Origin of the sequence: Limnobacter litoralis (assembly GCF_030160455.1) — a bacterium.
In the GTDB taxonomy this organism is placed as follows: Bacteria; Pseudomonadota; Gammaproteobacteria; order Burkholderiales; family Burkholderiaceae_B; genus Limnobacter; species Limnobacter litoralis.
The window spans coordinates 172,405-190,716 of sequence record NZ_BSOJ01000012.1 but is presented as its reverse complement, the minus strand read 5'-3'; the positions used below and the strand labels follow the sequence as shown (position 1 = coordinate 190,716).

Below are 18,312 nucleotides of genomic sequence, written 5' to 3'. Positions count from 1 at the left end.
CATGACTGCACTGAAACCCCTGCTTATCACTTCTGGAGAACCGGCAGGGGTCGGCCCTGAAATCTGCGCAACCATTGCCGCCGGGTCTCTGGCCAATACACTCAACCGCCCCTTGGTATTTCTGGGTGATCAACGCCTGCTCGAGGAGCGCGCGCAGCTTACCGGCGCCAGCCCCGGCTGGAAAGTCATTCAAGACGCATCGCAAGCCAACAGTGCAGGCAATTACCTGATTGACATTGCCTTGCAATACCCAAGCCGCGTCGGAAAACCAGACACAAAAAATGCCCGCTACGTGCTCGACCTGCTCGATCTGGCTTGCGACGAATGTCTGACGGGGGTGGCGGCCGGCATTGTCACTGCGCCCATTCAAAAATCAGTTATCTCGCCGCTGGTGCCTCATTTCCAGGGTCACACGGAATATCTCGCGGAACGCTGCGGGCAACCTGGGGAAGTCGTCATGATGCTGGCCGGAGGCGGTCTTAAAGTCGCTTTGGCCACAACGCATGTACCACTGTCAGACGTGCCCAAGGTCCTGAATCAGGTTGATCTTGAGCGAACCTTGCGGATTCTGCTTGACGCCTTGCGTAAATACTGGGGAAGAAGCGCTCCGCATGTATTGGTAACCGGCCTGAATCCACACGCAGGCGAGTCTGGCACCATGGGAGATGAAGAAATACGGATCATCACACCTGTTCTTGCACGCCTTCAGGCCGAAGGCCATCTGGTGTCAGGCCCCTATCCCGCCGACACGCTTTTCCAACCCAGATTCCTCAAGAACGCAGACGCTGTGCTGGCCATGTATCATGACCAGGGTTTGCCTGTGCTCAAGTACGCCAGCTTTGGCGAAGGGGTCAATATTTCACTCGGATTGCCCATCCTTCGAACCTCGGTTGACCACGGCACAGCGCTTGATCTGGCCGGCACCGGCAAAGCCAATACGGGCAGCCTGGTGAGCGCGATCGAATGCGCACATCAAATGGACAAACACAGCAGATCATGAAACACCAGGCTCGCAAACGATTTGGCCAGCACTTTTTGACTGACGAGTCGGTTTTGACGCACTTGATGGGTGAAATTCGCCCCAAAAACGGCCAACACATGGTGGAAATCGGCCCGGGGTTGGGCGCCATGACGCAGCATTTGCTCAAACACATGGATCACCTGGAAGTCATCGAGATTGACCGTGATCTGGCCGAAAAGCTGAGAACAGGCCGCTGGCGAGACAAGCTCACCGTGCATGAAGTGGACGTTCTGAAATTTGATTTCAACAAGCTGCCGACCCCACTGCGCGTGGTTGGCAACTTGCCCTACAACATCTCATCACCGATTTTGTTCGCCCTGCTGGAAGTGGCCGACCGAATTGAAGACCAGCATTTCATGCTGCAAAAAGAGGTGATCGACCGAATGGTCGCCGAACCATCCAGCAGCGATTATGGTCGTCTGTCAGTGATGTTGCAGGCCTGGTACGACATTGAACACCTGTTCGACGTGCCGCCTGAAAGTTTTGATCCTCCCCCCAGGGTGATGTCCGCCATCGTCCGGATGACCCCCAAACCCAAGACAGTCCGGCAACAAATACCTGCCAGCACATTTCAACAAATTGTGACAGCCGCCTTCTCTCAACGGCGTAAAATGCTCAGAAACACATGGGCGGGCCTGGTTCAACCAGAATTGGCCGAACAGGCGGGCATTGCCCTGACCGATCGCGCTGAGGCTGTGGCTTGTGAACAATACATTCGCCTGGCCCAATTGATGGAGCAATAAACATGCGACTGCTTGGGACAGGGCCAGGGGCCAGCCGAATATCCACTGTCTTGAGCAATGAAACACCGGATGAAGGTGTTTGCCTGCGGCGATCCAGCGAGACACTCGGATTGAGCAAGCAAGCGCAACAGACGATTGGCGACAGTGCAGCGAAACTGGTCACAGCCATGCGCGCAAGCAAGCCACCGATTGGCAGCGTCGAGGGCCTTCTCCAGCAATTTCCCCTGACCACCCGTGCAGGGCGAGCCCTGATGCAACTGGCGGAGAGTTACCTGCGCACGCCAGACAGCCATCACCGCGGGCTGTTGATTGCCGAATATTTGGGCATTTGTCACCAAGACAACGAGACCTCGGGTGCCCTTGCGCGATGGCTCAAACCCGTTTTCAAACAACTCAGTCTGGTCGAGCATCACAATGCCTCCGGCCATGCAAGTTGGCTGGAGCGCCATTCCGATCCGCTGATTCAACGCGCTGTTGCCTCCGCGATTGAATCCACAGGCGAGCAGTTTCTACTGGCACAAGACCTGCAACAGGCGCAAAGCAAAGCTGAAAAGCAACACTGGCTGTGTTCATTTGACATTCTCGGTGAAGGCGCAAGAACACGGCAGGACGCCGACACCTACTTTTCAAACTATCTGGAGGCTGCAAAAGCCTTGCAGGCCCCTCATGGCCTCTCAATCAAGCTGTCCGCCTTGAGCCCCCGATTCGAAGAACACCAGCGTGAGGCTGAACTGCCAATGCTCATCGACAAAGTCGTTGAACTCGCACAGGTTTGCCTTCGCAAGGGTGTCCCACTCACGCTGGATGCGGAAGAGAACGCCAGACTGCTGATGACTTTGGAGGTGTTGGAAGGCGTGGCCAACCAGATCGGCGACCTGCCACCGGGTTTGGGCCTCGCCGTTCAGGCCTACAACCGGCGAAGTCTTGCGGTCATTGAGGCTTTGATTGGCTGGGCGGCTGAACACCACCCCGGCCTGCAAATTCGCTTGGTCAAAGGCGCCTACTGGGACCATGAAATTGCGTTTGCACAACGGCATGGGTACAGTGCATTCCCCGTGTTCACCAACAAAGCGGGTACCGACCTGAACTACCTGGCCTGCGCCAGAATGTTGCTGAATGCCCGGCCCACCGTGTATCCGATGTTTGCCACCCACAACGCCCACACCGTGGCTGCCATTTTGCACATGGCTCGAGAAACCCTGATGAAAGAGGAAGACCCCGGCTTCGAATTTCAGCGTTTGCACGGCATGGGTGAATCACTTTGGCGTGCCTTGAAGACCAACCACTCAGAATTGCCTGCGTGTCGGGTTTATGCGCCGATCGGCCAGTACGACACCGCATTGGCTTATCTGATTCGCCGTCTGCTAGAAAATGGCGCAAACAGCTCATTTGTGAATGCGGTCAACAACCCGAATGTGACCATTGATACCTTGGTCGAGAGTCCGGCGCGGATTTGCGAAAACACACTTTTTCTGCCAAATCCTGACATTCGTACGCCCGAGACCCTGTTTGAAGGCCGGAAGAATTCACCCGGACTCAACCTCAACGAACGTGAAACCCAGGCTTGGCTCGAACACAGGCTGCTTCACTTCAAACCTGAACAGTTCGAGGTTGAATCGACCAGGCCTGATCAGGCCAAGCTGATGCAGGGCATGGAACAATGCAAAAAGGCCCAACAAAGCTGGGCAGCCACACCTGTGAAAGACCGAGTGGCCCTGTTGCAGCGTTGGGCCGAATTGATCATCAAAAACAAAGAAGATTTAATCGCACTGCTGGTCACCGAGGCGGGTAAAACCTGGGCCGACGCAGTGGCCGAATGGCGAGAAGGCATCGACTTCATTCACCACTATTGCGCAGAGGGTCTTCGGGCCTTGCAAACGCCCACGCGATTGCCAGGGCCCGCGGGCGAAGACAACCAACTGGTTTGGCATCCAAGGGGAATCTGCCTGTGCATCAGTCCCTGGAATTTCCCGATGGCCATCTTTCTGGGCCAGATTGTGGCCTGCCTGGTGGGCGGAAACGGGGTACTGGCCAAGGCCGCACCCCAAACGCAGAAGCTGACAGCTTTGCTGCTGAAGCTCGCCCAAAAGGCTGGGTTGCCCGACCCGCTGATTCAGAATTTGGGCCCAGAGGCCGCCAGCGCTGATGCGGCGGTGAAAACCCTGCCGGTGGATGCCGTGTTTTTTACAGGCTCCACCGCCACTGCCCGAACAATCGCTTTGAACCTGGCCACAAAGCCCGGCCCCATCATTCCGTTTGTGGCTGAAACGGGCGGGGTCAATTGCATGATTGTGGACAGCACCGCCCTGCTTGAACAGGTCTGTGACGCCATTGTTCAAAGCGCCTTCGGCAGTGCCGGTCAACGCTGCAGTGCCCTGCGGGTGGTGTACGTTCAGGAAGACATCAGCGAGCGACTCAAGACCATGGTGACCGGCGCCATGGCCTTGCTCCGCGTGGGTAAGCCCGTGTCAAAAGACATCGACATTGGCCCGCTGATCGATGAGTCAGCATGGAGGCGCATGCAAACAGCCTGTCGTCATTTCGGTCTTGAAGAGGAGACCCTTCAGGCTGACCAGACGTTCGAGTTCAAACCCCGCTTAATTGAAATCGCCCTTCCCGGCGAGCTGCAGACTGAATGGTTTGGGCCGTTGCTGCAATGGGTAAGCTACGGGCGAGACCAGTTTGAGACCGTGTGCTCGACCATTGAACAGTCTGGCTGGGGCTTAACGTTCGGGCTACACTCCAGGCTGCCGTCACGCGCGCAGCGCGTGGCAAACCTGCCCGTGGGCAATGTGTACATCAATCGTTCAATGACCGGGGCGGTGGTCGGCAGTCAGCCATTTGGTGGTCAGGGTTTCTCGGGTACAGGGCCCAAAGCGGGCGGCCACCATATTCTGTTCAGCGCCATGGTCGAACGGTGCGTCACCCACAACACTGCAGCCGTAGGTGGCGTGGTCGAACTCATGACGGGCGCAAAGCCACGCGGTTAACGGCCGGGGTGGGCCAGTGCTGGCCGGCTAACCCGCGAATTTTCTCAGCCAAACCGCTGGACGACGAACCACTGGTTAAAAACTGAACCCCCGCCGCACCCACCGCTTGTGAAGTGCGCAACAGATCGGCGGCAAGCAGCTTGTCCATGGCATGCCGCGCAACAGCCTGACCGGTTTCCAGAATTTGCACACCAGGCCCCGCCAAGTCAGCAACAATGTGGCTGACAAACGGGTAATGCGTACAGCCCAATACGATGACATCCACCTTCTGTGCCAGCAATGCCTTGATGTGTGGGTCCAGCAGTGTCTTGATCGCCGAGGTGTCCAATGGACTGTGTTCAATCAATTCCACCAATCCGGGGCAAGGCCGTGCAATCACGGTGGCCACATCATCAAAGCGTTGCACCAGGTTTCTAAATCGCTCGCTTGCCACAGTATTCACCGTGGCCAAAATGCCAACGCGACCGCTGCGTGTCATCAGCGCCGCAGGCTTCACCGCAGGCTCAATACCGACAATTGGCCAGTCGGGATAGGTATTGCGCAACCCATTGGCACCAGCAGCAGTGGCCGTGTTGCAGGCAATAATCAGTGCTTTGCAAGGCATTTCATGAAAAAAATGCCCGACCTGCTGCACTCTCTCGGCAATTTCGTGCTGAGGCTTGTCGCCATAGGGCAAGTAGGCCTCGTCAGCCAGAAAGACAAACCGCTCTTGCGGCATCAGCTGCACAAGTTCAATCAGGACGGACAATCCACCCACGCCAGAATCGAAGACGCCAATGGGCGCATTACGCGTTGATAAAGGGTTGTTCATGAAACACCGGGATCATTAAATAACTGCGTAATCCGAGCTGACAATGTCATAGAATGGAATCAGGTCGTGGCTTTGTTTGCTCTTAAAGATAGCCTAAAACTGTTTCACCCTGACCAAAAAAGCCACAGGAGTCGCCAAAACATGTCAAATTCCAGCGTATTTCAAACGCTCGTCATTCCCCCATTGCTGGAATATCGCGCCTCACGGGGAGGAATGTCTTTTTCAGTCGGCTGCGCCTGATCGGTCAAACCCATTAAGGAACACTCGCATGCAGTTTGAGCATCTTGTCCAAATCAATGACCCGCAGCTGGCTGATGTGCGCTTCCTCTCGCGGGCGCAGGTCTGGTTCGGCCTTGTGGCACGGGCTTACAAACCCGAAAAATTCATCCTGGGGCTGGTCAATTGCACCATCCACAACCGCCAGCAGAATGGCGAAACCACAGTGCTGTCTCGGTCATTGAACTATGGATCGTTTGTGATTCACGACACCATTGCACTGCACGAGGGCAGCCACACCGAAAACAACATTGCGGCCAACGAATTTTGTGGCGACAGTTGCATGACCATTCGCATTGAAGAGCCAGAACCCCAGCAACTGTGGTTGCGATTCAGGTACGAAGTTGGCTCACCCGAACACGAAAACCCCGAAAGTGAACTGATGCAAGCCCAGATGGACGAGGCCAGACGCCAGGCCTACCGGGCTGCAGACATTGACACGGTCAAGATGATTCGGGAGCTGGCCTTGTCCGTTCCAGAAGACGGACAGTCCGGGCTGACCCACTGACCCTTTAATGGCCTTTAAGGGCCATGGCGCCACTGTAAATTTGCCCGGAACGGTTTCCGGTTCGGCAAAAGGCCAACACAGGCTTCTCGGCTGATTCAAAAATGGCATTGAACGCTTGCAGCAGCTCAACTGAAGGCGGCGTGCCCGTGGCCATCGGCAGGTAGTGAATGGTCATCCCAAGCTCCCGAGCCTTTGCTTCCAGATCGGCACGCGCGGGTTGATCTGCACCCTCATTGTCGGGTCTGTTGTTGATGAGGGTCTTGTAGCCCTCAGCCGCTATGGCCGGCAAATCCGCAGGCAACAACTGACCACACACCGCGATGTCTTCGGCCAATTTCTTGAGGCTCATCTCTTTCTCCTTTTTCATTTCGATGCCCAATGCTACATCAATGTACAATCCTGTATTGCCTCACCTCAGCTGAATTTTCTTGATTCAACGTCGTACATTTTTTCTGTTGGCCAGCCTGACTGCCGTTGCACCACTGGCCATCGATCTGTATTTGCCAAGCTTCGGCGACATCGCAAAGTCATTGCATCGTCCATTTGCCGACATCCAGCTCACCGTCACCGTGTTTCTGCTTGGCTTTGCCATAGGCATGTTGTTCTACGGCCCACTGTCTGACCGGTTCGGCAGACGCCGCGTCATTTTCGCGGGTTTGGCCACTTTTGTGTTTGCAAGTGCCGCTTGCACCGTGTCCCAAACGCTGGATCAGTTGTTGGTCTTTCGTGTGATTCAGGCCTTTGGAGGGGGAGCGACCGCCGTCATCTCAAGAGCGGTGGTGCGCGACCTCCTGGGTGAAACGGAGGCAGCCCGAGTCATTGCGCTGTTGGCCATCACAACGGCGCTTGTTCCATTGTGCGCACCACTGGCAGGCGCATTCGTGCTGGAACTCGGTTCCTGGCGTTTTGAATTCGTGGTGCTTACCGCATTCGGGCTGACCGCTTTGGTTGCAGCCTACAACATGCTGCCCGAAACACACCGCGGCCTCAGCCATCAACACAGCCTGAAAACTGCCTTTCAGGGTTACCGAATTGTATTGTGCAAGCCGCAAAGCTGGCCTTTGATTGCCAGTGGCGGACTGCTGTACGCGGCCATGTTTGCCTACATCACGGGCACACCGTTTGTGTACATGTCACTGTATGGCCTGTCACAAAAAGCCTATGGCCTGCTGTTCGGTTTGAACATCCTTTCTTTGAGCACTTTGGGATTTGCCACCAGCCGGCTGGTGACGCGCACAGGCACCCGCTTTCTGATTCAGCGCGGTGGGCAACTCGCCATGCTGGGCGCATGCCTGGTGCTATTGGCTGGCTGGTTGGGGGTGGTACAAGCCCTCAGCCTGCCCACACTGGTGATTGGGCTGATGTGTTGCGTGGGTTCAGTGGGATTGATCGGACCAAACTGCGCTGCCAGGCTCATGGAATCGTTTCCGGCCAACGCCGGTGCGGCCTCTGCCCTGCTTGGCTTCTCGCAATTTGGACTGGGCGCATTGTCCAGTGCCAGTGTGTCATGGCTGGCCGATGGAAGCGCTCACCCGATGACCGGCATCGTGGCTGGCTGCGCAGCCTGTGCATTTGTGGCCACGCGGCTGATTCAAACACCAAAATAGTGCGAACCGCGCAATCAAACTTTCAATTTTAAGCACAAAAGCGGAATCAAAGGCTGCAAACACTCAGGATTCGCCCTAAAAATTGGACTTTTTCCATTGATTCGGGTATGTTGTGTCACGATTTTGAATTGTCTTCCAACTCCATTTCATCTTTTATACAAAGCCTTATGGCCGAAACAAAAGCCCAAGTTGGCGAGAATCAACCTGACATCGAATGGCTTGAGAGCCAGTACAACGTCCGTTCATACCTGACCGATCATCCAAAAATTTTCGCGCAATGGGCTGAACAGTCCCGCTATGCGCGCTTCGATCTGGACGGGTACTGGAACCTGTACTTTGGCGAGTCAGAAGCTGAGACCGTCGACGTCATTCCCGGCAAACCGGGCAAGCCCCTGCTGATTTTTATCCACGGCGGTTACTGGCGCTCGCTGGACAAATACGACTTCACCTTTCTGGCCAAACCCTATGTGTTGCGGGGCTACTCAGTCGCGCTGCTGAATTACGGTCTGATTCCACGCGTCACCATCGAAGACAGCGTGCGTCAAACCTTGCGTGGCATTGAATGGCTGTACCGTCAGGCTGATCGCTTTGGTTACGACAACAACCAAATGATTGCCTGTGGTCATTCTGCAGGCGGGCACCTGGCCGTCATGAGCGCGCTGGCCTTTTGGCCGCTGTGGGCGCAAGACCTGCCCCAAGACGTCATCAAGTCGGTGGTCGCCATTTCCGGCATATACGATTTAAGCCCGTTGGTTCATACGCCTTTCATCCAGAAAGACCTGAAACTGAACCAGAAACGCACGCGCATGGTCAGCCCTGCCCTGATGCCGAAACCCACCATCCCGGTTCATCTGGCCTTTGGCACCGAAGAAACAGACGCCTTCAAAGAACAGAGCGCTTACCTCGCCTCGCACTGGAGCCTGAGCCCGCCCCTGCAAGTCAATGCCAACCACCTTAATATCGTGGATGCCATTGCTGACCCCAACAGCGAGCTCTTCATGCTGATCCAGAATCAGCTCCTCCTGCCTTCGCATTGACGAAAAATCCCCCCTCAGGGAAGGGATAAACAAACGGGTTAATACCCCCATGTTCGGTAGAACACCTCCTGATGGCATGCCGTATAACTTGAATATCGGTAACAGTCAGGAGGCCGACCATGTCAATCGAAATTGCCTACACCAATCTGAGCCGCCGCCCACAGCGCCCACCGCAGCCCGGGACACACATCAATGCCAAGATGCGTTTCATGCGTCGCATCACAGCCCTTTTCGGCATCGGCTCCAACGTGCTGGTCAACGGCGCTGCCGGTAAAATCATTGGCTACAACATCTCGGACTTTGGCCGCTGGCTGTCCATCAGCCACCCGCTGATTGTTCAACTGGACACGGGTGAGATCCTGTTTAGCCCCTCCAGTGAAGTGGCACAGGCGGTCAGCAAACGTCCCTTCTTCTGAACAAGCGGTAAAATGCGTGTTTTAACGAACGAAACACGCATCGCGATGGCACCTCAAACAATTGGCTTTATCGGATTGGGCAATATGGGCGGTGCCATGGTGCGCAGGCTGTGCGCCGCTGGCCACATTGTGCACACCTGGTCCCGAAACCCCGATCGCTACGTTCCACTGGCTGACCTGCCGCTGGTCCGGCACGACAGCCCAGCCGATCTGGCCCAAAACTGCACCCTCATTTTTACCAATGTCACCGCCACCGCTGACGTGCATTCATTGCTGTTTGATGCGCGCAGTGGGCTTGCTTTACACGCCAGGGCTGGCACCCTCATCGCCGATTTCAGCACCATCGATGCCGACGCAACCAAGGCCATGTCCAGAAAATTGCTGGAAGAGCGGGCAATTCATCTGCTGGATTGCCCGGTGTCTGGGGGCTCCAAAGGCGCGCAGGCGGGCACCCTGAGCATCATGGTCGGCGGCGAATTCAGCGCGTTTGAGCACATCCAACCTTTGCTTCAGGCCTTGGGCACCACTGTGGAACATGTGGGCCCAAGTGGCGCTGGGCAAGCCATCAAAGCGGCCAACCAGATGGCCATGTGCATTCAACTGGCGGGCATCGCTGAGGCGTTTGCCTACGCCCAGAAGCAAGGTGCCGACCCGGCCAAGGTTTTAAAACTGTTGCAAGCGGGACTGGCGGGCAGCAAGGTGCTGGATTGGGCCGGGCCTCACATCGCCAGTGGCTTTTCAGGCAAGCACGACATTGAAGCAAGGCTTCATCACAAAGATTTGCACATGATCAGCGAGGCGGCACAATTGCAAGGCCTGAACCTGCCCCTGCTGACCCACACGGCGGAATTGCTTGATGCGCTGATGACACAGGGCGGAGCCCACCGCGACACCTCTGAAATTTTCAAAATCGTACAATCTCAGATGTCGTAGGCAGCGCCACCACCCAAAACCCGGTCAATCATTTTCGGGGTCAGCATGGGGGCAAAAATTTCGATGAACTCGTACATCAGCGTGCGCATGAAAACCCCCTGCCGCAGCGCGATTCGAGAGGTGTTTCGACCGAACAAATGGTCAACCGGGACAGCGACCAACTCAGAATCCTTGTCCGCATCAAAAGCCACTTCAGCAATAATGCCAACGCCCAAGCCAAGACCCACATAGGTCTTGATCACATCGGCGTCAATGGCCTCCAGCACCACATCCACAGTCAAACCCGCGCGCTCAAATGCGGCGTCGATTTTCTTGCGTCCGGCGAAGTGCTTTTCGTAGGTGATCAAGTTCATGTCTGCAAGATCAGTCAATGCAATTTTGCGCCCCGGTGAGTTCGTGCCGGATCCAGACAGGAAAGGCGTCAATTCGCTGCCTTTGCGCGAGGCAATGGCAACATGACCCCAGTCATAGCAGGGGAAAGTAATCAAGTCGGGCTCATTGGCCAAGGCCTCTGTGGCGACGGCCAGATCCGCCTGATCCTTGCGAACCCAGTCCGCCAGTTGTTCAGGTGTGCCCTGCAACAGAACAAGCTTCACTTTTGGAAACCGCTTTCGAAACACCGCCACTGCCTGTGGCAACACATAGCGAGCCTGGGTGTGAGTGACAGCCACCGTCAGGCGACCGCTGTCCCGAGAGGCAAATTCCTCGCCCACGCGCCGGATATTTTCCATCTCGGCCAACACCCTTTCACAGGCCTGGTAGACCAGCTCCCCCGGTGGGGTCAAACCCTTGATGCGCTTGCCATGCCGCTTGAACACCTGAAAGCCCAGCTCTTCCTCCAGCTCGATGATGGCTTTGGACACGCCGGGCTGAGAAGTGAACAAGGCCTTGGCTGCCTCGGTCAAGCTGAAGTTGTGCCGCACGGCCTCGCGAATGAAACGAAGTTGATGGAGATTCATGAAAGACCTGCTTATTACCTCAGCGAATAAATAAATGGAAATACTGTCGTTTGAATTATAAGGCCTAAGCCCTACACTGCAAGCTGTTCATTCACTTCCATTGGAAATCGCTGTGGCTTTTCATCTGGATTACGTCTACATCATCAGCGGCCTTGCGGTCGGGCTTCTGGTCGGGCTAACGGGTGTGGGTGGCGGCTCTCTGATGACCCCCTTGCTGACGGCAGTGTTTGGCATCCCAGCCACCACCGCCGTGGGAACCGACCTGGCCTTTGCCGCCATTACCAAAGGCGCTGGCACGGTAATCCACCGCATTCAGAAAAACGTCAATTGGCGCATTGTAGGCTTGATGGCCGCTGGCAGCCTGCCTGCGTCTGTACTGACCACCTTGGTGCTGCATCATCTGGACATTCGGGGTGCCGGTGCGCACAGCCCGATGGACACTTTCATTCGTTGGTCAATCGCCATCTGCGTGTTGCTGACTGTAGGCGTCCTGTTGTTCAAGGCTCGCATTGTCAATTGGCTTAACAACAATCCCCATTATCAGGCCACCGGCAAATCGCTCAGTTTTTACACCTTTGCAGCGGGCGTTGTCATTGGTACCCTGGTGACCATTTCATCCATTGGCGCAGGTGCCATTGGTGCAATGGTGTTGATCTTTCTTTACCCTGACCTGCGCAGCAGCGAAATTGCGGGGTCAGACATCGCACACGCCGTACCGCTGACCGCCGTGGCCGCTGTTGGCCATTTCAGTCTGGGTACGCTTGATTTTTCACTTCTCGGTGCCTTGTTGCTGGGTTCCATACCCGGTATCACAATCGGCAGTTATTTAAGTCGCGCAGTGCCTGAACGGTTTCTGCGCGGGGTTCTGGCCACCACCCTGACCGCTGTGGCCGCCAAATTGGTGATGTAAATGTACAAGTACGACGATTACGACCGCAAACTGGTGTCTGAGCGCGTTGCGCAATTCCGCAATCAGACCGAACGATTTCTTGCTGGCGAGCTGACAGAGGACGAATTCCGCACACTGCGCCTGCAAAACGGACTGTACATTCAGCGCCATGCGCCCATGCTGCGTGTGGCCATTCCTTATGGCATGCTCAATTCCAGCCAGCTGAACTCACTGGCTTACATTGCCGATGAATACGATCGCGGGTATGCCCACTTCACGACACGCCAGAACATCCAGTACAACTGGCCTGCGCTTGAAAACGTGCCTGACATTCTGGAAGAACTGTCCAAAGTCGAAATGCACGCCATTCAAACCAGCGGCAACTGCATTCGAAACACCACCAGCGATCCGTTTGCCGGCATTGCCAAAGACGAACTGGTAGACCCTCGCCCGTACTGCGAGATCATTCGCCAGTGGAGCACGTTTCACCCGGAATTCATCCATCTGCCCCGCAAATTCAAAATTGCGGTCAACGGCGCACTTGAAGATCGCGCGGCCGTGCAGGTTCACGACATCGGGATCAACCTGAGCCGCAATGAGGCGGGTGAGGCGGTTGCACAGGTGCTGGCGGGTGGCGGTCTTGGCCGTACACCGGTGATTGGCTCTGTCATTAAAAACAATCTGCCCTGGAATGAGCTGTTGACCTACATCGAGGCCATCATGCGCGTGTACAACCGCTATGGTCGACGTGACAACCTGTACAAGGCCCGCATCAAGATTCTGGTGCGTGCCTTGGGCCCGGAAGAATTCGCCAAACAGGTGGAAGCCGAATGGCAACACACCCGTGGCGGCGTGTCCGTCATTCCGCAGGCCGAGTTGGATCGCATTGCCGCTTACTTCACAGCCCCTACATATGAACAGTTTGATGAAGCCCAGGTGGCCAAGCTGCAACAACAAATCGCGGGGCTGCGTGAAAAGCACCGTGGATTTGATCGCTGGCTGATCCGCAACGTGCGTGAACACCGTCAGCCCGGTTATGTCGCCGTCAGCATTTCCCTGAAGCGCCCTGGCATTGCCCCGGGGGACGCCACATCCGCAGAAATGCGCCTTGTGGCCAAGCTGGCCGAACAGTTCTCCTTTGGTGAACTGCGAGTGACTCACGAGCAAAACTTTGTGTTCTCAGACGTGGCGTTGCAAGACCTGTTCGATTTGTGGAGCACCTTGAAAGACAACAACCTGGCCATGCCGAACATCGGACTGGTGTCTGACATTATTGCCTGCCCAGGCGGTGATTTCTGCTCCTTGGCCAATGCGAAGTCGATTCCGATCGCGCTGGGCATCCAAGAAGCCGTAGACAACATGGACTACCAATTCGACCTGGGCGATCTCAGCCTGAACATCTCGGGTTGCATCAATTCATGCGGCCACCATCACATTGGCAACATCGGCATTCTGGGCGTCGACAAAAACGGCGAAGAGTGGTACCAAGTCACCCTGGGTGGACGACAGGGCAACGAGGCCAGCATTGGCAAGGTGATTGGCAAGTCGTTTTACGCGGAAGACGTGCCTGGCGTGGTCAAAACCATTTTGCAAACCTACGTTGACAACCGCTTTGAAGACGAGCTGTTCATTGACACGCTCGACCGGATCGGACTGGAGCCCTTCAAAAACAACGTTTACCCCAACAAAGAGGCTGCATGATGAGCCAACTGATCTCTAAACCCTTGAACGGCACACCCCACCTCGTCAAAGACGATTACCAGTGCATCCCCCTGGAACAGGATGTGCCCGCAGAAGGCAAAGTGCTGGTGCATCTGGATGTGTGGCAAGCGGAGAAAGACGCTTGGGCCAGCCGCGCGGCCAAGGGCGAACTTGGCGTGTGGTTGAACCCGGACGACAATCCCGAGCTGTTGGCAGAGGATGTCGGCACTCTGAAAGTGATTGGTTTTCATTTTCCGGTTTTCAAATTCGGGCAGGCCTATTCGGGCGCCGTGTTGCTGCGCATCCGCTATGGTTTCAAGGGTGACATTTTCGCCTTTGGTGACATCTGGCGCGACCAAATGTACCCACTGTCGCGCTGTGGATTCACCCTGTTCAGACTCAAGGAAGGCAAATCCCTGCACGACGCCATCAAGGGTTTTTCGGACTTCACGACCCCCTATCAGGCCAGTGCAGACGACGCGTTACCGATTTTCACCCGGAGGGTGGCATGAGCGAAGTGATTTCCATTTTTCGCGGCCCGAATCAGCCAGACACCGACATCGGTGACAAAGTGCAGCAGCTCGAACAGCTTCTGCGCGGTGCAGCCGGTGAATTCAACAGCATCCGCCTGGCATCAAGCCTGGCCGCTGAAGACAACATTCTGTTTGATGTCATTGCACGCCTTGAACTGAACATTGAAGTGTTCAGCCTGAACACGGGCCGCCTGCACGCAGAAACCGTGGCTGTGGCCGATCAGTTGCTGGCCAAATATGGTCGAACTGTCCAGTGGATCACCCCGGTTCAAGCCGCCGTTGACCACTACGTCAGCACGCATGGCAAAGACGCCTTTTATGAATCAGTCGACTTGCGAAAAGCCTGCTGCAACATTCGAAAGGTTGAACCCTTGGCCCGCGCCCTGGCTGGAGCACAGGCATGGATCACCGGTCAGCGTCAGGCACAGGCAGCCACTAGAACCACACTGCCCGAGCGTGAAATTGACGCCGCACGCGACATGATCAAATTCAACCCGCTTGCGGCATGGTCAGAAGCCGACGTCTGGACCTACATTCGACAATATAAAGTGCCAGTCAATGCGCTGCATTTTCAAGGTTTTCCATCCATTGGATGCGAGCCCTGCACCCGCGCTGTCACCCTGGGCGAAGACATTCGCGCAGGCCGTTGGTGGTGGGAAGACCCGGCCTCCAAAGAGTGTGGCCTGCACAGCAGCAACCTGAAACGCGCCAACAGCCAATAACGATTGAGAGAAATTTAAAACAATGAGCACCCAAGTTCACACACAATCACACCTCGACTGGCTGGAAGCTGAGGCCATTTACATCATGCGCGAAGTGGCCGCCGAATGCGCCCGCCCTGCCCTGTTGTTTTCTGGCGGAAAGGACTCCATCGTCATGCTGCGCATTGCCGAAAAAGCCTTCCGCCCCGGCAAATTTCCGTTTCCACTGGTGCACATTGACACCGAGCACAACTTTCCGGAAGTCATTGAATTTCGGGATCGTAAAGCAGCCCAACTTGGCGAACAGTTGATCGTCCGTTCACTGGAAGACTCGATCCGCAAAGGCACCATTCGCCTACCGCACCCTGAAGCTTCGCGCAATCCGTTCCAGAGCGTCACCCTGCTTGAAACCCAGGAAGAATTCGGTTTCGACGCCCTGATGGGCGGCGCACGCCGGGATGAAGAAAAGGCCCGCGCCAAAGAACGCATTTTCAGTTTCCGCGACAGCTTTGGACAGTGGGACCCCAAGAGCCAGCGCCCCGAGCTTTGGGACCTTTACAACACCCGCGTGCACCCCGGTGAACACATGCGTGTGTTCCCGATCTCAAACTGGACTGAACTGGATGTGTGGCAGTACATCGAGCGTGAGAAGCTGGAGCTGCCCAATATCTACTACGCACACGAACGCGAAGTGATTGAACGCAACGGCCTGCTCGTGCCTGTTACTCGCCTGACCCAACCGCAAGCCGGCGAATCAGTGACCAGCCGCACAGTTCGCTTCCGCACTGTTGGCGACATCACCTGCACTTGCCCTGTGGCCAGCACGGCCGCCACACCGCTGGACATCATTGCTGAAACCGCCGTGACTGACATCACGGAACGCGGCGCAACCCGCATGGACGATCAGACTTCCGAGGCCTCCATGGAGCGCCGCAAGAAGGAAGGTTATTTCTGATCAATCAGCCCTCAATACTCCGGAACATGAAGACCATGAATGCAATTAACGAACAACTTGGACTGAGCGCTGAAGACCACGGCGTGCTGCGATTCATCACCGCAGGGTCGGTCGACGATGGCAAATCCACCCTGATCGGTCGCCTGCTGTTTGACAGCAAAGGCATTTTTGCCGATCAGCTGGCCGCCATCTCCAAGGCCAAGAACAAGCGCACTGCAGGTGACGCCATCGACTTTTCACTGCTGACCGATGGCCTTGAAGCCGAACGCGAACAAGGCATCACCATCGACGTGGCGTACCGCTATTTCGCCACCCCCAGTCGAAAGTTCATCGTGGCTGACACCCCAGGGCACGAGCAGTACACCCGAAACATGGTCACGGGCGCTTCCACCGCCGACGTGGCGATTGTGCTGGTGGACATCACCCGGGTCAGCTTTGAAGGATCTTCCGAGGGGCTGAAGGCCACACTGCTGGCGCAAACCAAACGTCACAGCGCGATTGCTGGAAAATTGCGTCTTCCGACCATCGTATTTGCAGTCAACAAAATGGATTTGGTCGATTTTGACCAAGCCCGCTTTGAAGCCACCGAGCGTGCAGTGCGTGCCCTGGCAGGCACCGTGGGTGTCGACGACATCCATGTGTTGCCCATCTCTGCACTCACAGGCGACAACGTCGTCACACGCAGCGACAAGACCCCCTGGTACACCGGCGAGCCCCTGTTGCCCATTCTGGAAAATGTACCCACACGCGTAGAGCGTGCTGAGGCCGCTCACAAGGTGGGATTCCGCTTCCCGGTTCAGTGGGTTGCGCGACACGATGGTCACACTGCCAACGACTTCCGTGGCTACATGGGCCGTGTTGAAGCGGGCGAAGTGCACGTCGGAACGGAAATCATCATTCAACCCAGTGGACAAAGTGCTGTCGTCGAGAAAATCCTTTTTCTGGATCAAGAACTGCCCACTGCTCACATCGGGCAATGCGTTACGCTGGTGCTCGACAGGGACGTGGATGTGTCGCGCGGAGATCAGTTTATCGCTGCAGCCGAAGCCGACAAGGACACGCCAGTGAAAAACCTGACTGCAGATCTGTGCTGGCTGGACAGCGAGCCACTGAACCCTGCCCGCAAGTATTGGCTGAAACACACCACACGAACCGTTCAGGCGAAAGTCAAACAGGTCAAGCAGGTGCTGGACATTCACACGCTGCTGCACGGCGAAAGCACCAATTTGGTGCGCATGAACGACCTGGCGCAGGTAGAATTGATGCTGGCGCAACCGATTGTGGCGGATTTGTATGCCCATTGCCGTGCAACTGGCAGCTTTATCCTGATCGACGGGGCCACCAATCAGACTGTGGCAGCTGGCATGATCGTTGCAAAGGAATAATCAACAGTCAAACACCCTTGATTGTTGGTTGCTTGTTCCTTGAAGAGGATCTTTTGAGATGGGACGCGTTGTTTTAATTGGTGCAGGGCCAGGGGCCGAAGACTTGATTACGGTCAGGGGCTTGCGCTTGCTTGAACAGGCAGACTGTGTGTTTCACGATGCACTGGTCAGTCCCTCTCTTCTTTTACATGCGCGCCCGGATGCCAAAATTGTGGCTGTGGGCAAGCGTTGTGGCAAACAATCCACCGCACAAACTTTCATCAACAAACAGTTGGTGCTGGCTGCCCAGCAACATGCATTGGTGGTTCGCTTGAAAGGCGGAGACCCCATGGTATTCGGCCGGGCCGACGAGGAACTGAATGCCCTTCGGGACGCGGGCCATGAGGTTCAAGTGGTTCCCGGTGTCACAGCGGCACTGGCCGCGGCGTCCAGCCTTCAGGCGTCCCTGACCTTGCGGGGCGTTGCGCGCAGCCTCACCCTGACCACACCTTCGGTCGGTGTCGGAGAAATTCCAGGCACGGAATTGTTCACAGGCACAGAAAACGACACCGTGGCGGTTTACATGGGTTTGCGACAGGCAGGGCCATGGGCAGCAGCCTTGCTGGAAAAAGGCAGAAACCCCGCCACTCCGGTGATTCTGTGTGAAAGTGTTTCACTGCCATCCGAGAAATTTACTCCGCTTACCTTGAAGCAGTTGCCGAGGTTTTCTTCTGAGCAATTGACCGATGGGCCTTGCCTGATCCTGATCGGACAGGCCTTGGCGCAGGCCAAAGTCCGCCTTGAGTTGGGGTCCACCCCCGATCACATCGAACTGAACGGCCACCGGGCAGCCTGATCAAAGGTCATT

The 18,312-nt window shown here is 56.0% G+C and carries 18 protein-coding genes; 15 read left to right on the top strand and 3 right to left on the bottom strand.

Translation table 11 applies throughout. The features are described from left to right. Window position 1: 1 nt before the first annotated feature. Genes pdxA through QQJ87_RS06670 form a run of 3 tightly spaced genes read left to right on the top strand, consistent with a single transcriptional unit; the run spans window position 2 to window position 4,754 of the window. Complete coding sequence (pdxA, locus tag QQJ87_RS06680; RefSeq protein WP_284280711.1) at window positions 2-1,000, top strand: 4-hydroxythreonine-4-phosphate dehydrogenase PdxA; 999 nt, start codon at window positions 2-4, stop codon at window positions 998-1,000. Beyond that, window positions 997-1,764 carry a 16S rRNA (adenine(1518)-N(6)/adenine(1519)-N(6))-dimethyltransferase RsmA gene (gene rsmA, locus QQJ87_RS06675; RefSeq protein ID WP_284280710.1) on the top strand — a complete coding sequence of 256 codons (768 nt, stop codon included), beginning with the start codon at window positions 997-999 and terminating at the stop codon, window positions 1,762-1,764. Before pdxA ends, rsmA begins: the two co-directional genes overlap by 4 nt. 2 nt (window positions 1,765-1,766) lie before the next feature. Next, the gene (locus QQJ87_RS06670) at window positions 1,767-4,754 is read left to right on the top strand and encodes a proline dehydrogenase family protein (RefSeq protein ID WP_284280708.1); all 2,988 of its coding nucleotides are present in this window, start codon (window positions 1,767-1,769) and stop codon (window positions 4,752-4,754) included. Here QQJ87_RS06670 and murI read toward each other — a convergent pair. Next, window positions 4,726-5,565 (bottom strand): glutamate racemase, encoded by an 840-nt coding sequence (gene murI / locus QQJ87_RS06665; RefSeq protein WP_284280706.1) that lies wholly within the window; start codon window positions 5,563-5,565, stop codon window positions 4,726-4,728. The genes QQJ87_RS06670 and murI overlap by 29 nt on opposite strands. Before the next feature lie 268 nt (window positions 5,566-5,833). On the opposite strand from murI, the gene QQJ87_RS06660 reads away from it, so the two are divergent. Next, window positions 5,834-6,349, top strand: a complete 516-nt coding sequence (locus QQJ87_RS06660; protein WP_284280705.1) for an SRPBCC family protein — start codon at window positions 5,834-5,836, stop codon at window positions 6,347-6,349. 4 nt (window positions 6,350-6,353) lie between these two features. Here QQJ87_RS06660 and QQJ87_RS06655 read toward each other — a convergent pair whose 3' ends face one another. Continuing rightward, complete coding sequence (locus tag QQJ87_RS06655) at window positions 6,354-6,698, bottom strand: protein tyrosine phosphatase family protein (RefSeq protein WP_284280704.1); 345 nt, start codon at window positions 6,696-6,698, stop codon at window positions 6,354-6,356. 79 nt (window positions 6,699-6,777) lie between these two features. Between QQJ87_RS06655 and QQJ87_RS06650 the strand changes: the two genes are divergently transcribed. From QQJ87_RS06650 to QQJ87_RS06635, 4 genes are all read left to right on the top strand, one after another. Further along, window positions 6,778-7,956, top strand: coding sequence for a multidrug effflux MFS transporter (locus QQJ87_RS06650; protein ID WP_284280703.1), 1,179 nt, complete (start codon window positions 6,778-6,780; stop codon window positions 7,954-7,956). Window positions 7,957-8,123: 167 nt separating this feature from the next. Further along, window positions 8,124-8,993 (top strand): alpha/beta hydrolase, encoded by an 870-nt coding sequence (locus QQJ87_RS06645; protein WP_284280701.1) that lies wholly within the window; start codon window positions 8,124-8,126, stop codon window positions 8,991-8,993. A gap of 119 nt (window positions 8,994-9,112) precedes the next feature. Then, window positions 9,113-9,409: a hypothetical protein gene (locus QQJ87_RS06640; protein ID WP_284280700.1), complete on the top strand. Its 297-nt coding sequence runs from the start codon at window positions 9,113-9,115 to the stop codon at window positions 9,407-9,409. A gap of 45 nt (window positions 9,410-9,454) precedes the next feature. Then, window positions 9,455-10,342 (top strand): NAD(P)-dependent oxidoreductase, encoded by an 888-nt coding sequence (locus tag QQJ87_RS06635; protein ID WP_284280699.1) that lies wholly within the window; start codon window positions 9,455-9,457, stop codon window positions 10,340-10,342. Here QQJ87_RS06635 and QQJ87_RS06630 read toward each other — a convergent pair. Continuing rightward, window positions 10,330-11,301 (bottom strand): CysB family HTH-type transcriptional regulator, encoded by a 972-nt coding sequence (locus tag QQJ87_RS06630; protein ID WP_284280698.1) that lies wholly within the window; start codon window positions 11,299-11,301, stop codon window positions 10,330-10,332. The two genes, QQJ87_RS06635 and QQJ87_RS06630, sit on opposite strands and share 13 nt — an antisense overlap. A 112-nt stretch (window positions 11,302-11,413) precedes the next feature. On the opposite strand from QQJ87_RS06630, the gene QQJ87_RS06625 reads away from it, so the two are divergent. From QQJ87_RS06625 to cobA, 7 genes are read left to right on the top strand one after another with little or no spacing between them, the layout of a single operon-like run. Beyond that, window positions 11,414-12,211, top strand: coding sequence for a sulfite exporter TauE/SafE family protein (locus tag QQJ87_RS06625; RefSeq protein WP_431310084.1), 798 nt, complete (start codon window positions 11,414-11,416; stop codon window positions 12,209-12,211). Next, window positions 12,212-13,891 (top strand): nitrite/sulfite reductase, encoded by a 1,680-nt coding sequence (locus tag QQJ87_RS06620; protein WP_284280697.1) that lies wholly within the window; start codon window positions 12,212-12,214, stop codon window positions 13,889-13,891. It abuts the gene before it with no gap. Further along, window positions 13,888-14,403, top strand: coding sequence for a DUF934 domain-containing protein (locus QQJ87_RS06615; RefSeq protein WP_284280695.1), 516 nt, complete (start codon window positions 13,888-13,890; stop codon window positions 14,401-14,403). The genes QQJ87_RS06620 and QQJ87_RS06615 overlap by 4 nt, the downstream gene beginning before the upstream one ends. Beyond that, a complete protein-coding gene (locus QQJ87_RS06610; protein ID WP_284280693.1) occupies window positions 14,400-15,146 on the top strand; it encodes a phosphoadenylyl-sulfate reductase in 747 nt (248 codons plus the stop codon). The genes QQJ87_RS06615 and QQJ87_RS06610 overlap by 4 nt, the downstream gene beginning before the upstream one ends. Before the next feature lie 22 nt (window positions 15,147-15,168). Then, window positions 15,169-16,080, top strand: coding sequence for a sulfate adenylyltransferase subunit CysD (cysD, locus tag QQJ87_RS06605; protein ID WP_284280692.1), 912 nt, complete (start codon window positions 15,169-15,171; stop codon window positions 16,078-16,080). Between the two features lie 35 nt (window positions 16,081-16,115). Further along, the gene (locus QQJ87_RS06600; RefSeq protein ID WP_431310083.1) at window positions 16,116-17,465 is read left to right on the top strand and encodes a sulfate adenylyltransferase subunit 1; all 1,350 of its coding nucleotides are present in this window, start codon (window positions 16,116-16,118) and stop codon (window positions 17,463-17,465) included. Between the two features lie 58 nt (window positions 17,466-17,523). Continuing rightward, window positions 17,524-18,300 (top strand): uroporphyrinogen-III C-methyltransferase, encoded by a 777-nt coding sequence (gene cobA, locus QQJ87_RS06595; RefSeq protein WP_284280688.1) that lies wholly within the window; start codon window positions 17,524-17,526, stop codon window positions 18,298-18,300. Window positions 18,301-18,312: the final 12 nt, after the last annotated feature.

Coding starts and splice junctions, on each gene's coding strand:
- QQJ87_RS06630 (WP_284280698.1), bottom strand. CDS start 11,301: ATGAATCTCCATCAACTTCGTTTCATTCGCGAGGCCGTGCGGCACAAC.
- QQJ87_RS06660 (WP_284280705.1), top strand. CDS start 5,834: ATGCAGTTTGAGCATCTTGTCCAAATCAATGACCCGCAGCTGGCTGAT.
- murI (WP_284280706.1), bottom strand. CDS start 5,565: ATGAACAACCCTTTATCAACGCGTAATGCGCCCATTGGCGTCTTCGAT.
- cobA (WP_284280688.1), top strand. CDS start 17,524: ATGGGACGCGTTGTTTTAATTGGTGCAGGGCCAGGGGCCGAAGACTTG.
- cysD (WP_284280692.1), top strand. CDS start 15,169: ATGAGCACCCAAGTTCACACACAATCACACCTCGACTGGCTGGAAGCT.
- QQJ87_RS06670 (WP_284280708.1), top strand. CDS start 1,767: ATGCGACTGCTTGGGACAGGGCCAGGGGCCAGCCGAATATCCACTGTC.
- QQJ87_RS06635 (WP_284280699.1), top strand. CDS start 9,455: ATGGCACCTCAAACAATTGGCTTTATCGGATTGGGCAATATGGGCGGT.
- rsmA (WP_284280710.1), top strand. CDS start 997: ATGAAACACCAGGCTCGCAAACGATTTGGCCAGCACTTTTTGACTGAC.
- QQJ87_RS06615 (WP_284280695.1), top strand. CDS start 13,888: ATGATGAGCCAACTGATCTCTAAACCCTTGAACGGCACACCCCACCTC.
- QQJ87_RS06620 (WP_284280697.1), top strand. CDS start 12,212: ATGTACAAGTACGACGATTACGACCGCAAACTGGTGTCTGAGCGCGTT.
- QQJ87_RS06655 (WP_284280704.1), bottom strand. CDS start 6,698: ATGAGCCTCAAGAAATTGGCCGAAGACATCGCGGTGTGTGGTCAGTTG.
- QQJ87_RS06600 (WP_431310083.1), top strand. CDS start 16,116: ATGAATGCAATTAACGAACAACTTGGACTGAGCGCTGAAGACCACGGC.
- QQJ87_RS06610 (WP_284280693.1), top strand. CDS start 14,400: ATGAGCGAAGTGATTTCCATTTTTCGCGGCCCGAATCAGCCAGACACC.
- QQJ87_RS06645 (WP_284280701.1), top strand. CDS start 8,124: ATGGCCGAAACAAAAGCCCAAGTTGGCGAGAATCAACCTGACATCGAA.
- pdxA (WP_284280711.1), top strand. CDS start 2: ATGACTGCACTGAAACCCCTGCTTATCACTTCTGGAGAACCGGCAGGG.
- QQJ87_RS06640 (WP_284280700.1), top strand. CDS start 9,113: ATGTCAATCGAAATTGCCTACACCAATCTGAGCCGCCGCCCACAGCGC.